Below are 14,368 nucleotides of genomic sequence, written 5' to 3' on the forward strand. Positions count from 1 at the left end.
GTCGATGCCAGCCGGTTTCGCACACGCAGATTGCAGGCCAGATGCCTGTATTGGCCTGTGTCACACCGGGCATTCTGACGAATTGAAACAACGGAATCTCACAGTTGGCAGCTTTCGGCGAACCAAAGCGTTCGCACCTGCCAACGGATCAAAGCGAGCATGTGGATCTTTTATGCATGGATGGTCTTTCTGGGACGGAGGTCTTCACCTCCGCACTCGGCCGTCCGCGCTCTCAAGTCTCCCGCTTCCCCCGCACTGCCACTTTCACGCACCATGGTGAAACTGCGCGCGCATCTACTCGCTCCCATCCACGCGCCTTTGCCCCCTTTGCTGACATAACTCAATGATGGTCAGCAACCCGCGGCATTCCCGGCCATTCCTTTTCGTTTCAAGACGTCAGTCCGGCATCATCGGCTCCGACAGAGCCCGTCTTTGATTGAGAGTCACAGGCGTGCCGCTGCGACAGCGTATGGCTGCCGAACGGCCCGCCTTCATAACGAATAAAGGAAACGCATCATGAAACGGATGCTTATCAACGCTACGCAGGCCGAAGAACGCCGCCTGGCCATCGTCGACGGTCAGAAACTGCTCGACTACGAAATCGAAATCGAAGGTCGCGAACAGCGCAAGGGCAACATCTACAAGGCCGTGGTCACGCGCGTCGAGCCTTCGCTCGAAGCCTGCTTCGTCGACTACGGCGAAGACCGCCACGGCTTCCTGCCGTTCAAGGAAATCTCGCGCCAGTATTTCGCCGACGGCGTGCCCGCCAACCAGGCGCGCATCAATGACGTGATCCGCGAAGGCCAGGAAATGCTGGTCCAGGTCGAGAAGGAAGAACGCGGCAACAAGGGCGCGGCCCTGACGACCTTCGTCTCGCTCGCCGGCCGCTATGTGGTGCTGATGCCCAACAACCCGCGCGGCGGTGGCGTCTCGCGCCGCATCGAAGGCGAAGACCGGGCCGAGCTCAAGGAAGCGATGGACCAGCTCGAGTACCCCAAGGGCATGAGCATCATCGCGCGCACCGCCGGCATAGGCCGCAGCGCGCCCGAACTGCAGTGGGACCTGAACTACCTGCTCAAGCTCTGGAGCGCGATCGACGGCGCGGCCAAGGGCGGCAAGGGCGCTTTCCTGATCTATCAGGAATCGAGCCTGGTGATTCGCGCCATCCGCGACTACTTCAACAACGAGATCGGTGACATCCTCATCGATACCGACGACATCTACGAACAGGCCCAGCAGTTCATGGCGCACGTGATGCCCGAGCACACCGCCCGGGTCAAGCGCTACCGCGACGACGCACCGCTGTTCAGCCGCTTCCAGATCGAGCACCAGATCGAATCGGCCTACTCGCGCACCGTGACCCTGCCCTCGGGCGGCGCCGTGGTGATCGACCACACCGAAGCCCTGGTCTCGGTGGACGTGAACTCGGCGCGCGCCATCAAGGGCGGCGACATCGAGGAAACGGCCACGCGCACCAACCTCGAAGCCGCCGACGAAGTCGCGCGCCAGATGCGACTGCGCGATCTGGGCGGCCTGATCGTGATCGACTTCATCGACATGGAAGAGTCGAAGAACCGCCGCGAAGTCGAGAACCGCCTGCGCGACGCGCTGCGCCAGGACCGCGCCCGCGTGCAGTTCGGCAGCATCAGCAAGTTCGGCCTGATGGAAATGAGCCGCCAGCGGCTCAAGCCCGCGCTGTCAGAAGGCGCGCACATCAACTGCCCGCGCTGCGGCGGTTCGGGCCATATCCGCGACACCGAAAGCTCGGCGCTGCAGATCCTGCGCATCATCCAGGAAGAGTCCATGAAGGACAACACCGCCGCCGTGCACTGCCAGGTGCCGGTGGAAGTGGCGTCGTTCCTGCTCAACGAAAAGCGCACCGAGATCGCCAAGATCGAACTCAAGCAGCGCGTGTCAGTGCTGATGGTGCCCAACAAGTCGCTGGAAACGCCGCACTACAAACTCGAGCGCCTCAAGCACGACGACCCCCGCCTCGAAAACCTCGATGCCAGCTACAAGCTCGCCGACGAAGTCGAAGCCAACACCGCCGTGACGCGCCGCTCGCAGGAGCCGACCAACAAGCAGACGCCGGTGATCAAGGGCGTGCTGCGCGATACGCCCGCGCCCGTGGCCGAGCCCCGTGCGCAAGCCGCACCGCGTGCGGCTGCCGCTGCGCGCCCTGCGCCTGCGGCCCGTCCGACCGCTGCGCCCCGCGCCGCGGCACCGGGCGCCGGCGCGCCGCGCGAGCAAGGCTTCTTCGCCTGGCTCAAGAACCTGTTCGGCTTTGGCGCTGCGCCCGCAGCCCCCGCACCGGTCGCGACAGCGCCCGAAACGCCGGCCGCACGCGAAGCGCGTGAAGCACGCCGCGACGGCCGTCCTGGCGAAAACCGCGGTCGCCGCGGCGAGGGCCGCCCCGGCGAGGGCCGCCCCGGCGAGCGCAACGGCCCGCGTGAAGGTGGGCGCGAAGGCGGTCGTGATGGCAACCGTGAAGGCGGCCGCGACAACGCCGGCGAAGGCCGGGGTCGCCGTGGTGAGCGCGCAGAAGGTCGCGCCGATGGCCGCAACGGCCCAGGCCGTGATGGCGAACGCGCAGAAGGCCGCAACAGCCGCAACCGCGGTGAACGTGGCGGCCGTGACCAGGAAGCACGCCAGCCGCTGGAAGCTTCGGCACACCTGGCCCAGGTCGGCTCTGTTGACAACGAAGTCTCGCTCGAGGCCGATGGCCGCGGCGAGCGCGGCCCCCGCCGCGAACGTGGCGAGCGAGGCGAGCGCCCTGAAGGCAGTGGCCGCCGCGAACGCGGTGAACGTGGCGAGCGCCGTGAACGCGCGCCCCGCCCCGCAGAAGCCCCCGCCGCCGAAGGCCAGTCGCAAGAGCTGAACGCCGCTGCGCAGGAGCAGGCACCGGCCGACGCCGAAGGCGTGCAGGCACCCGCGACGAACGCTGAAGGCGAGCCCCGCCAGCGCCGTTCGCGTGACCGCTACGGCCGTGACCGCCGCGAGCGTGGCGAGCGCCCCGCGCGTGACCCCGCTGCCCAGCCCGCGTTCGACGCCGCCGAGCCCGCCGAAGGCGACGCCCAGGTCTTCGTGCCCGAACAGGCCGAAACCGAGCCCACGCGTCGCAGCTACTTCAGCGCCGCCGCTGCCGAGTCCGCAGCACCTGTGGCCGAAGCACCGGTAGCTCCCGCTCCCGTCGCCGCAGCGCCTGCAGCAGCACCGGTCGCTCCTGCGCCCGTGGCAGCAGCACCTGTCGCCCCGCCGGTCGAGGCACCCGTGGCCGCTGCGGTGGCAACCGCCCCCGTGCTCGCACCAGCGGCCATCGCACCGGTCGCAGCGCCGGTGGCCGCTCCCGTGTCAGCGCCCCAGGCAGCAGCGCCCGTCGCCGCAGCCGCTGGCCTGCCACAGATCGCGAGCTTCATCCTGCCTATCGATACGCTGCATGGCATTGCACGCGAATCGGGCCTGGAATGGGTGAACTCGGACGCCGAGAAGATTGCCGCCGTCCAGGCAGCGATCGCGGCCGAGCCCCAGCCGGTGCACGTGCCGCGCGAGCGCCCCGCGCCCGTGGTGATCGACGAAGGCCCGCTGGTGCTGGTCGAGACCCGTCGTGACCTGCGCGACATGACTTTGCCGTTCGAGCAGTCCAGCAACGCTTGAATGCGCTGAAACCAGGGGCCTTCAGGGCCCCTGGTTGTTTCTGGACCTGTTGTTTCCATTGATTCCGTCACCGTCCATGCTGCTGCTGCTGTCCCCCGCCAAATCCCTTGATTACGAATCCCCGCTGCCTGCGGGCCTGAAACACACGCTGCCGCCATTCATCGCGCAATCGAGCGAACTCATCGATGTGCTGCGGCTGCAGACGCCGCAGTCGCTGGCCGCGCTGATGGGCCTGAGCGACAAGCTCGCCGCATTGAATGTGGCGCGCTATGCGGCCTGGAGCCCCGAGTTCACCGCCGAGAACGCACGCCAGGCGCTGTTTGCGTTCAATGGCGATGTCTACGAAGGCTTGCAGGCGGGCACGCTGTCCAAGCCCGACATCGCCTGGGCCCAGGACCATCTGGCAATGCTCAGCGGCCTGTATGGCGTGCTGCGCCCGCTGGACCGCATGCAGCCCTACCGCCTCGAGATGGGCACGCGCCTGGCCACGCCCGCGGGCAGCAACCTGTATGCGTTCTGGGGCCGGCAGATCGCCGAGCACCTGAACCAGCGCCAGCAGGGCCAGGCCGATCCGGTCGTGGTCAACCTCGCGTCGCAGGAATACTTCAAGTCGGTGGACCGCAAGCACCTGCGCGCGCGCGTCGTCGAATGCGTGTTCGAGGACTTCAAGGCCGGCAAGTACAAGATCATCAGCTTCCACGCCAAGCGCGCGCGCGGCATGATGGCCCGCCACGCAGTGCAGCAGCGCCTCACACGGCCCGCACAGTTGCAAGGTTTTGCGGCCGAAGGCTATGCTTTTGCCGAGACGGCCTCGACCCCCGAACGCCTGGTGTTCCGTCGCAAGGCCGACTGATCGCGCTGCACGGCCCCCGTTTCTTTTTCGCGCAGTTCAAAATAAGCGGTCAGGCCCAGGCCGCTTTCCCCTGATTGCCATGCCCCATTCCATGACTTCCTCCTCGACAGCGCAAGGCCAGGCCGCTGCCAGCGCTTCCCCGCAACTGCGCCAATGGATCACCGAGCAGCGCCGCCTCGGCGTGCTCGACGCCACGCTGCTCACGGCAATGACCGCCGCGGGCTGGAACGAAAGCGTGGCGCGCGCAGCCCTGCAGGTGGCGCCGGTGCGCGCCGCGGCGGCCCTGCCCGAGCCCGACCTCGCGGACGAGCCGGGTACGATCGATGTGGGTGACCGCCAGGTGCGCGTACTGATGAGCATGACCGCGCCGCGCGTGGTGCTGTTCGGCCAGATCCTGTCCGATGCCGAGTGCGAGGCGCTGATCGCCGCCGCGCGGCCCCGGCTGTCGCGCTCGCTGACCGTGGAAACCGCGTCGGGCGGCGAGGAAATCAACGCCGACCGCACCAGCGACGGCATGTTCTTCCAGCGCGGCGAACTGCCGCTGGTGCAGCAGCTCGAAGAGCGCATCGCGCGGCTGCTCAACTGGCCCATCGAAAACGGCGAAGGCCTGCAGGTGCTGCGCTACGGCCGGGGGGCCGAGTACAAGCCGCACCACGACTATTTCGACCCCACCGAGCCGGGCACGGCAAGCATCGTGCGCCGCGGCGGCCAGCGCGTGGGCACGCTGATCATCTACCTCAACGAGCCCATGCAAGGCGGCGCGACCATCTTCCCCGAAGTGCCGCTGCAGGTCGTGCCCCAGCGCGGCCATGCGGTATTTTTCAGCTACGACCGCCCCGATGTCACGACCCGCACGCTGCATGGCGGCGCGCCCGTGATCCTGGGCGAAAAATGGATAGCGACCAAATGGCTGCGCCAGGGCCGGTTTGACTAACCCGGCGGTTCCCGCCGGAGTTTTCGTTTCCCGCCGGTTTCACGCCCCTCTTCAACGGCACAGTCGCCGCACATTACTAGATTTTCCGAATGAACACCCCTGAACACTCGCAGCTGGGCAAGCCCTCTGCGTACATCGACCAGTACGACGCCAGCCTGCTGTTTCCGCTGCCGCGCCAACCCAAGCGCGCCGAGCTGGGCCTGGGCGAGCAACCACCGTTCTTTGGCGCCGACCTCTGGACCGCATTCGAGCTGTCCTGGCTCAACCTGCGCGGCAAGCCCCAGGTCGCGCTCGCGCATGTGACCATTCCCTGCGAAACGCCCAACATCATCGAGAGCAAGTCGTTCAAGCTCTACCTCAACAGCTTCAACAATGCGCGTTTCGCCGATGCCGGCGAAGTCCAGGCGCGGCTGCGTGCAGACCTGAGCGAAGCCGCCTGGCGCGGCAGCGCGCAAGGCGCCACCGTGGGCGTGCAACTGCTGCTGCCCGAAATGTTCGACCGCCAGCAGGTGCATGAATTCGACGGCATCAGCCTGGACCGCCTCGATGTCGAGTGCACGCACTACCAGCCCGCGCCCGAACTGCTGCGCGCCGACGCCAGCCTGCCCGCGGTCACGGAAACACTGACCAGCAACCTGCTCAAGAGCAATTGCCTGGTCACGGGCCAGCCCGACTGGGGCAGCGTGCAGATCCGCTACACGGGCGCCAAGATCGACGAGGAAGGCCTGCTGCAATACATCGTGAGCTTTCGCAACCACAACGAATTCCACGAGCAGTGCGTGGAGCGCATCTTCATGGACATCTGGCGCCGCTGCGCGCCGCTCAAGCTCTCGGTCTATGCGCGCTATACCCGCCGCGGCGGCCTGGACATCAACCCGCTGCGCACCAGCCACCCGCAGGCGCTGCCGGGCAATATCCGCAACGCAAGACAATGAACAAGGCCCCCACGTTCGCCCACTGCGTGTGGCTCTCGCCGGGGGGCGCAGCCCCCCGGTGAAAAGCATCAATCCAGCTTGAACACCGCCACCGACCGCCGCAGCATCTGCGCGCGACTGCCCAGCGAAGCGGCCGATGCGGCCGACTGCTCGACCAGCGCGGCGTTCTGCTGCGTCACCGCATCGAGCTGGGCCACGGCCTCGTTGACCTGGCCTATGCCTATCGACTGCTCGCGCGTGGCGATGCTGATCTGGTGCACCAGGCTGCCCACGCGGTCCACGGCGGTGACCATGCCCTGGATGGTGTCGCCGGCCTGGGCCATGCGCGCATTGCCGTCGTTGATGCCGTCGACGGTGCTGTTGATCAGCATGCCGATTTCCTTGGCCGAGGCCGCGCTGCGCTGCGCGAGCGCGCGCACTTCACCGGCGACCACCGCAAAGCCCCGGCCCTGCTCGCCCGCGCGTGCGGCTTCGACAGCGGCGTTGAGGGCCAGCAGGTTGGTCTGAAACGCAATGCTTTCGATCACGCCTATGATTTCGCGCATGCGCGTGGAGGAGCCGCGGATGCGCTCCATGGCCGCACCGACTTCCTGGATAGCAGCGCCGCCGCGGCTCGCGACCAGCGTGCTCTGTTCGCTTTCACCGGCCATGCGCTGCGCGGTCTCGGCCGTCTGGCTGACGGTGCCCGACAGCTCCTCCATCGACGCCGCGGTCTGCTGCAGGTTGGTGGCCTGCGATTCGGTGCGGTTGGCGAGGTCGGCGCTGCCCTGGGCGATTTCCTGCGAAGTCCGGGCGAAGCTCTGGACATCGTGCAGCACATCGCCGAGCACGGCGCGCAGATTGATCTGGATCTGCTGCATGCGGCGCAGCATGGTGCCCATCGCGCCCGCATAGCGGTTGTCGGGCGCGGTCATGAGATTGCAGCCCGCGAGGTCGGAAGCGAACTGGCCCGCGGCTTCGAGGCCGGCCGCGCAGCGCGAGTGGAAACGCCACAGCACCCAGGCCGAGCCCAAGGCCAGCACCGCCAGCCGCGTGCCCCAGGCCAGCGGCCCCGACCAGCCCAGCAGGTCGGGCAGCAGGGTCAGCGCGGCCACCACGGCCAGCATCAGCGCCATGCGCGCCGTGAGCCCCAGGTCATGCCACAGGCTGGCCATGCTGCGCCAGCCCAGCTGGCGCACTTCACCGCCGCGCAGGCGCAAAGTGGCCTGGCCCGAGGCCTCTTCGGCGCGCATGCGCGCATACAGGGCTTCGGCTTCGCGCACTTCGGCGGCACCGGGTTTGCTGCGCACCGACATATAGCCACGCGGCTTGCCGTTCTCCATGACCGGCGTGACGTTCGCGCTGACCCAGTAGTGGTCGCCGTTCTTGCGGCGGTTCTTGACCAGGCCGGTCCAGGGATAGCCATGGGCGATCGTGCGCCACATGTCCTTGAACGCCGCGGCGGGCATGTCGGGGTGGCGCACCAGATTGTGCGGCTGCCCCATCAGTTCCTCGTAGGAATAACCGCTGACGCGCGCGAATGCCGCGTTGCAATGGGTGATTTCGCCCTTGGTATTGGTTGTCGAGACCAACAGCTCACCGTCTGAAAAATCATGGTTGTTTTGGGTGACGGGCAAATTGACGCGCATGCAGTGAACTCCTCGGTATCGCTTGTCTTTGGGTTTGTCATGCGGGCTGGGCGCGGCCCGCAGGCATGGCCATGGAATGGCCTGGATTGTCATCTTCGCACAGACGATGCAAATTGATACAAGTCAAAAAAGCGGCGCAGTATAGGGATCGGCTACTGGACGCTGACGCGTGCCGGGGCGCGGCCCTTGCGCCAGCAATGCCTGCGCGTCGCCGCTCCTGACCAGCGCGCCCACGCGCACGCCCAGCAGGCGCAGCCGCTGCGCCAGCGGCACGCGCTTGAGGCACTGGCCGGCCGCAAGCCGTATCGCCGCGGCATCGGCCACGGGCAGCTCCAGCGTGATGTCGCGCGTCGCGGTCTTGAAGTCGGCATAGCGCAGCTTGATGCCTATGGTCCGGCCCGAATAGCCTTTGCGCTGCAGGTCGGCCGCCACCTGCTCGCACAGCGCGGTGAAGACCGCGCCCAGTTCCTCGCGGTCTTCGCGCGCATGCAGGTCACGCTCGAACGTGGTTTCGCGGCTCATGCTCACCGGCTCGCTCTCGGTGACCACGGGACGGTCATCGCGCCCCCAGGCCGCTTCGTGCAGCCAGGCGCCATGGGACTTGCCGAAATGCTGCAGCAGCCAGGCGCGCGGGCGCGCCGCGAGGTCGGCAATGGTCTCGATTCCCAGTGCCTGCAGTTTGGCTTCGGACTTGGGGCCTATGCCGTTGATCTTGCGGCAGGCCAGCGGCCAGATCAGTGCCTGCAGGTCATCGGCCTGGACGATAGAAATGCCCTGCGGCTTGTTGAACTCGCTGGCCATCTTGGCGAGCAGCTTGTTGGGCGCAACCCCGATCGAGCAGCTCAGGCCCGTGGCATCGGCAATGGCGCCCTGCATCAGCCTGGCGAGCGAACGCCCGCCCTGGCGCTGGCCGCCGGGCACGTCGGTGAAGTCAATGTAGACCTCGTCCACGCCGCGGTCCTCCATCAGCGGCGCCATCGACAGCACGACTTCCTTGAACAGCCGCGAATAGCGCCGGTACTCGGCAAAATCGACGGGCAGCAGGATGGCCTGCGGGCACAGGCGCGCGGCCTTCATCAGGCCCATCGCCGAGCCTATGCCGAACTGGCGCGCCGCATAGGTCGCGGTGGTGATCACGCCGCGCCCGGTGTAGTCCTTGAGCAGCGGAAATTCCGCGACCGGAATCGCCGACAGCGGCTGGCCCGCATAGCGCTGCAAGAGCGCGTTGTCGGGCGCGCGCCGGCCGCCGCCTATCACCAGCGGCAGGCCCTTGAGCTGCGGGTAGCGCAGCAGTTCGACCGACGCATAGAACGCGTCCATGTCGAGGTGGGCAATGCGGCGCGGCAGCGGCGTTTCGGCGGAATCAGTCACGCCCGCAATTGTGCTTGCAGCGACCAGCCTTTGTCCGCTCCGGCACAGACAGCCCTGCGACAGACTCAGCGACCAATCTGCAAAACCGGCGCCTTCCAGCATGGAGGCAGCGAGGAAGGGCCGCCCCGCACCGAGGCTGCCGTCCCTAGCCGGGCGCCCCCCTCCACCGAAGGATGAGAGGGGGAAGAGGCGAAGCCTCTCAGGGGGTGCTTTCTAATACTCCAGTGTGACCAGCACCAATCCGCAAAGCATCAGCAGCATGCCGATTTTCTCGGGCCAGCTCAGCGGCTCGCGCAGCACGCGGCGCGAGACCAGATAGCTGAACACCACCTCGACCATGCCCAGCGTGCGCACCTGGGCCGCGCCCTGCATCGCATAGGCGCTGAACCAGGCCATGGATGCGGCCGCGCCCATGCTGCCCGCGACCAGCGACACGCGCCAGGCGCGCCACACCGGCGCCATGCCGCCCGGATGGCGCCATGCCACCCAGGCACCGAGCACCAGCGATTGCAGGGTCTGGGCCAGCACCACGCCCCAGGCGCCATTGATCCACGGGGAAGCCTCGTTGAGCGCCAGCGCCGCACCGCGAAAACCGACGGAGGCAATCGCAAAGCAGGCGCCGCAGGCCAGGCCGTAGAGCGCCGAGCGGCTGAACCAGGCCGACAGCGACCAGCGCCGGTCACGCGGCGGCAGCGACAGCGTCAGTACGCCCACCGTGGCGATCACCATCGCCACGACCGCCAGCGTCGTCGGCAGTTCATGCAGAAACACGGCAGCGAACAAGGCCACCTGCAGCACTTCGGTCTTGGACATGGTCACCGCGACCGCGAAGTTGCGCTCCTTCATTGCCAGCAGCAGCATGGCCGTCGCCCCCACCTGGAACAGCGCGCCCAGCGCAATCCAGCCCAGGTAGGCGGCGCTGAAATGCGGCAAGGCGCGCGGCGTCAGCACATAGAGCAGGCCCAGCCAGAGCAGCGCAAACGGCAGGCCGTAGAGAAAGCGCACCAGCGTCGCGGGCAGGGTGCCTATGGCCTGGGTCAGCGAGCGCTGGGCGGTGTTGCGCGCGGTCTGGGCCAGGGCCGCGAACAGCACAATGGGCACCCAGAGCCAGGTGGAATCAATCAGGGAAGAAGACATGCAGCAGGAAACGGGAATGGGAGCGGACGCCCCGTGCCCGCAGCATAGCGCCCCGGGGACGCGCGCGGCAGCGCTTTTGGCGAAGCGCGCCGCAGCGATCAGAGATTGCTGCGCCTGCCCCGTTCAAGCGGCGGGAAAGGGCAGTGGGTAGCTGCCCGGAACCAGGATGGAGCGGTCCACCTGATCGATCTGCGTGCGGCCGCAGAACGCCATGCTGATGTCGAGTTCGCGCTGGATGATTTCAAGCGCGCGCGTCACGCCGGGCTGGCCGTAGGCGCCCAGGCCATAGAGAAAGCTGCGTCCGATCAGCGTGCCCTGCGCGCCGAGCGCGCGCGCCTTGAGCACGTCCTGGCCGCTGCGTATGCCGCCGTCCATCCAGATTTCGATGTTCTTGCCCACGGCGCAGGCGATGGATGGCAGCGCCGCGATCGACGACGGCGCGCCGTCGAGCTGGCGCCCGCCGTGGTTGCTCACGACCAGCGCGTCAGCGCCGCTGTCCACGGCCAGGCGCGCGTCCTCGGCGTCCATGATGCCCTTGAGAATGATCTTGCCGCCCCAGCGCTTCTTGATCCATTCGACGTCGGCCCAGCTCAGCTGCGGGTCGAACTGCTCGGCCGTCCACGACGACAGCGACGACAGGTCGGACACGCCCTTGGCATGGCCGACGATGTTGCCGAAGCTGCGCCGCTTCGTGCCCAGCATGCCCAGGCACCAGCGCGGCTTGGTCGCAAGGTTGAGCAGATTGGTCAGCGTCGGGCGCGGCGGCGTCGACAGGCCGTTCTTGATGTCCTTGTGGCGCTGGCCCAGGATCTGCAGGTCGAGCGTGATCTGCAGCGCCGAGCAGTTCGCGGCCTGGGCGCGCTCGATCAGGTTCTCGACGAAGGAGCGGTCGCGCATCACGTACAGCTGGAACCAGAACGGGTGGCGGTCCGTGGCCTCGGCCACGTCCTCGAGCGAGCAGATGCCCATGGTCGACAACGTGAACGGAATGCCGAACGCCTTGGCCGCGCGCGCGCCGAGGATTTCGCCGTCGGCATGCTGCATGCCCGTGAGCCCCGTGGGCGCGATCGCCACGGGCATGGCGACTTCCTGGCCCAGCATGGTGCTGCGCGTGCTGCGGCCGCTGAGGTTCACGGCCACGCGCTGGCGCAGCTTGATGCGCTGGAAGTCGTCTTCGTTGGCGCGATAGGTGCCCTGGGTGTACGAGCCCGAGTCCGCATAGTCATAGAACATGCGCGGCACACGGCGCTGGGCCACGGCGCGCAGGTCTTCGATGCAGGTGATTTTGGAAAGATCGGATGCCACGGTTTGCCCTTTTTCTATTCAGGCTGCATCGTAATGCGCGGTGGCAGCGCTGTGGGGCTGGGGTGCTGAAAGGATTTGGCGGGGCGTGAAATTTTGTGCAGTGAATACCGCCGCCAACCCGTTTGTGGTGAGGCTCACTGGGCGGGCTCGTCGAGCCATGAACGGCCTGTGCTCGAGCAAGGGTGGCGGCTTTCGTGCTGCGCTTTCATTTATCGTGCAGACGTTCACCCCTCGACAAGTTCAGGGCGAACGGTTTTTCCGTTCGTGGTGAGCTTCGCTAGGCGCGCCCGTCGGACCATGAACGGCCTGTCCTCAAAAGTTCCTATTTCACCCCTGCCCCCCGCACCTCGAACGCCACGGTATCAAGCACCGCCCCCTTGGCATCGCGCAGCTCCATCCTGTGCCGCCCCGGCCAGGGCAGCCAGGCCCAGTGCGCACCGCGCGCGACTTCCTTGCCGTCCAGCCACCAGCGCAGCGCGCGCGCGTCACCGGCCGCAAGCCGCGCCGCGAACTGCAGGCGCTGGCGATCGGGTGGAATATCGGGGTCGAGCGCGACGATGGTGCCGGGCGCGGGGCGCAGGATACGCCCCTGCAGCGACGCCGCCGCGGGGGATGGACCGGCCTGCTCGAGCGCAAACAGCGGCTGCTGCGTGCCCGGCAGAAACCATTCGCTGCGCGCCGCGGCCAGCGGCTCACCCGTCGCCGGGTCGGGGCCGTAGCGCACGGCGGTGCGCAGCAGCGCGGGACGCGCGGCCGTGGCCGCGGGCGGCTGCGGCGCGCGGCTGGGGCGCTGCGCGTGCAACTGGGCCATCAGCTCGGCCCAGATCGGCGCGGCGCCGCTGCTGCCGCTGACGCCATGCATGGCTTCGCCGCCCGCATTGCCGACCCAGACGCCGACGGTGTAATGCTGCGACCAGCCCACGGCCCAGTTGTCGCGCATGTCCTTGCTGGTGCCGGTCTTGACGGCCGTCCAGAAGCGCGTGGCAAGCACGCTGTCGGTGCCGAACGTGGGGGCCCGCGCGTTGCCGTCGGCCAGGATGTCGCCGACGATGAACGCCGCGCGCGCATCGAGCGCGGGCGCGCACGTGGGCGCCGGCGCCGCTTGCTTGGTGTTCTGCAGCTGCGCCGCGGCCACGGGCCGCCAGCAGCCGCCATTGGCCAGCGCGCGGTAGGCGTTGGTCAACTGCAGCAGCGGCACTTCGGCGCTGCCCAGCGCGAGGCTGTAGCCGTAGTAGCTGCCGCTTTCGCGCAGCGGCATGCCCAGAGTGCCCAGCTGGGCGAAGAACGCATCGGGCGAGACCATGGCCAGCGTGCGCACCGCGGGCACGTTGAGCGACGCCGCCAGTGCAGTGCGCACCGACACCCAGCCCTTGAAGCGCCGGTCGTAGTTCTGCGGGATGTAGAGGCCTGCGGCCGTGGGAAGGTGGGCCGACGAATCGTCGATCAGCGACGCCGCCGTGAGCCGCCGTTCGGCCAGCGCCTGCGCATAGAGAAACGGCTTGAGCGTGGAGCCGGGCTGGCGCAGCGCGAGCACGCCGTCGACTTCGCTCGCCTGGCTCAGCGCGCCCGACGAGCCGACCCAGGCCAGCACTTCGCCCGTGGCGTTGTCGAGCACCAGCACCGCACCGTCCTCGACATTGCGGCCCTGGAGTTCACGCAGGTGCTGCTGCAGGCTGCGCATCGCCTGGCGCTGCAGCGGGGCGCTGAGCGTGCTGCGCACGCGCGCGGGCAGCTCCTGGCCCGCAGCAGGCTGCTCGGCCAGCACACGCCGCGCGAAATGCGGCGCCACGCCTTCGGCCGCGGGCCAGCGACGCTGCTGCAGGCTGCTCTCGGTGTAGAGCTGCAAGGCCTCGCAGTCGACGGCCTGCTTTTGCAGCTTTTCGAGCAGGGCGCAGGCGCGCTGCGCGACGCGCTGCGGCGCGGCATTGGGCGCGCGCACCAGCACCGCGGCAACCGCGGCTTCGCGCGCGTCCAGGCCATGGGCGGCCTTGCCGAACAGCGTGCGCGCCAGCGCGTCTATGCCCACCAGTTCGCCGCGAAACGGCACCAGGTTCAGATAGGCCTCGAGGATCTGGTCCTTGCGCCAGCGGCGGTCCAGCACCTGCGCGGCCACGGTCTGGCCGAGCTTTTGCACCAGCGTGCGCCCGCCCGGGCCGCGCCGCCAGTCGCCATCGACCAGGCCCGCGAGCTGCATGCTGATGGTGCTCGCGCCGCGCGTGCGCTGGTGCCACAGCCGCCCCCAGGCGGCGGCCGAGACCGCCGACCAGTCGACGCCGCTGTGTTCGTAGAAACGCTGGTCCTCGCCGAGCACCAGCGCGTTGCGCAATGCCGGCGAAATGTCCTGCAGCGCGACCCATTCGCCGCGGCGCACGCTGGCATCGGTGCGCAGCCGCTGCAGCACTTCGCCTTCGCGCGACAGCACCAGGGTTTCGGACGCGCGGTGCGCGCCGCGCACTTCATCGTAGCTGGGAACGGCCCAGGCAGCGGTGCTGGCTGCGCAGGCCAGGCACCACAGCGCAGCGGCGCGCCAATGGCTCGACACATGCGCCAT

Annotated in this window: 9 protein-coding genes; 4 read left to right on the forward strand and 5 right to left on the reverse strand. The window is 68.0% G+C overall.

Annotated features, from left to right (window positions below; all coding sequences use genetic code 11):
* The first annotated feature begins 516 nt into the window (after positions 1–516).
* The 4 genes from GVL12_RS22210 to queF all read left to right on the forward strand — a co-directional run bounded on the left by GVL12_RS22210 (position 517) and on the right by queF (position 6,376).
* Complete coding sequence (locus tag GVL12_RS22210) at positions 517–3,654, forward strand: Rne/Rng family ribonuclease (RefSeq protein WP_159917744.1); 3,138 nt, start codon at positions 517–519, stop codon at positions 3,652–3,654.
* Between the two features lie 76 nt (positions 3,655–3,730).
* The gene (gene yaaA, locus GVL12_RS22215; RefSeq protein WP_159917745.1) at positions 3,731–4,507 is read left to right on the forward strand and encodes a peroxide stress protein YaaA; all 777 of its coding nucleotides are present in this window, start codon (positions 3,731–3,733) and stop codon (positions 4,505–4,507) included.
* Between the two features lie 91 nt (positions 4,508–4,598).
* The gene (locus GVL12_RS22220; RefSeq protein ID WP_200844002.1) at positions 4,599–5,441 is read left to right on the forward strand and encodes a 2OG-Fe(II) oxygenase; all 843 of its coding nucleotides are present in this window, start codon (positions 4,599–4,601) and stop codon (positions 5,439–5,441) included.
* An 89-nt stretch (positions 5,442–5,530) separates the two neighbouring features.
* A complete protein-coding gene (queF, locus tag GVL12_RS22225; RefSeq protein WP_159917747.1) occupies positions 5,531–6,376 on the forward strand; it encodes an NADPH-dependent 7-cyano-7-deazaguanine reductase QueF in 846 nt (281 codons plus the stop codon).
* A gap of 68 nt (positions 6,377–6,444) precedes the next feature.
* Here queF and GVL12_RS22230 read toward each other — a convergent pair whose 3' ends face one another.
* The 5 genes from GVL12_RS22230 to pbpC form a co-directional block, all read right to left on the reverse strand.
* The gene (locus GVL12_RS22230; protein ID WP_159917748.1) at positions 6,445–8,004 is read right to left on the reverse strand and encodes a PAS domain-containing methyl-accepting chemotaxis protein; all 1,560 of its coding nucleotides are present in this window, start codon (positions 8,002–8,004) and stop codon (positions 6,445–6,447) included.
* Between the two features lie 123 nt (positions 8,005–8,127).
* A complete protein-coding gene (locus GVL12_RS22235) occupies positions 8,128–9,375 on the reverse strand; it encodes a DNA polymerase IV (protein WP_200844003.1) in 1,248 nt (415 codons plus the stop codon).
* A 213-nt stretch (positions 9,376–9,588) separates the two neighbouring features.
* Positions 9,589–10,512 (reverse strand): DMT family transporter, encoded by a 924-nt coding sequence (locus tag GVL12_RS22240; RefSeq protein ID WP_159917749.1) that lies wholly within the window; start codon positions 10,510–10,512, stop codon positions 9,589–9,591.
* A gap of 123 nt (positions 10,513–10,635) precedes the next feature.
* On the reverse strand, positions 10,636–11,817 hold the full coding sequence (locus tag GVL12_RS22245; protein ID WP_159917750.1) for an alpha-hydroxy acid oxidase: 1,182 nt from the start codon (positions 11,815–11,817) through the stop codon (positions 10,636–10,638).
* A gap of 322 nt (positions 11,818–12,139) precedes the next feature.
* Positions 12,140–14,368: a penicillin-binding protein 1C gene (gene pbpC / locus GVL12_RS22250; protein WP_159917751.1), complete on the reverse strand. Its 2,229-nt coding sequence runs from the start codon at positions 14,366–14,368 to the stop codon at positions 12,140–12,142.

It is taken from the genome of Pantoea sp. 18069, from assembly GCF_902706035.1.
Classification (GTDB): Bacteria; Pseudomonadota; Gammaproteobacteria; order Burkholderiales; family Burkholderiaceae_C; genus Comamonas.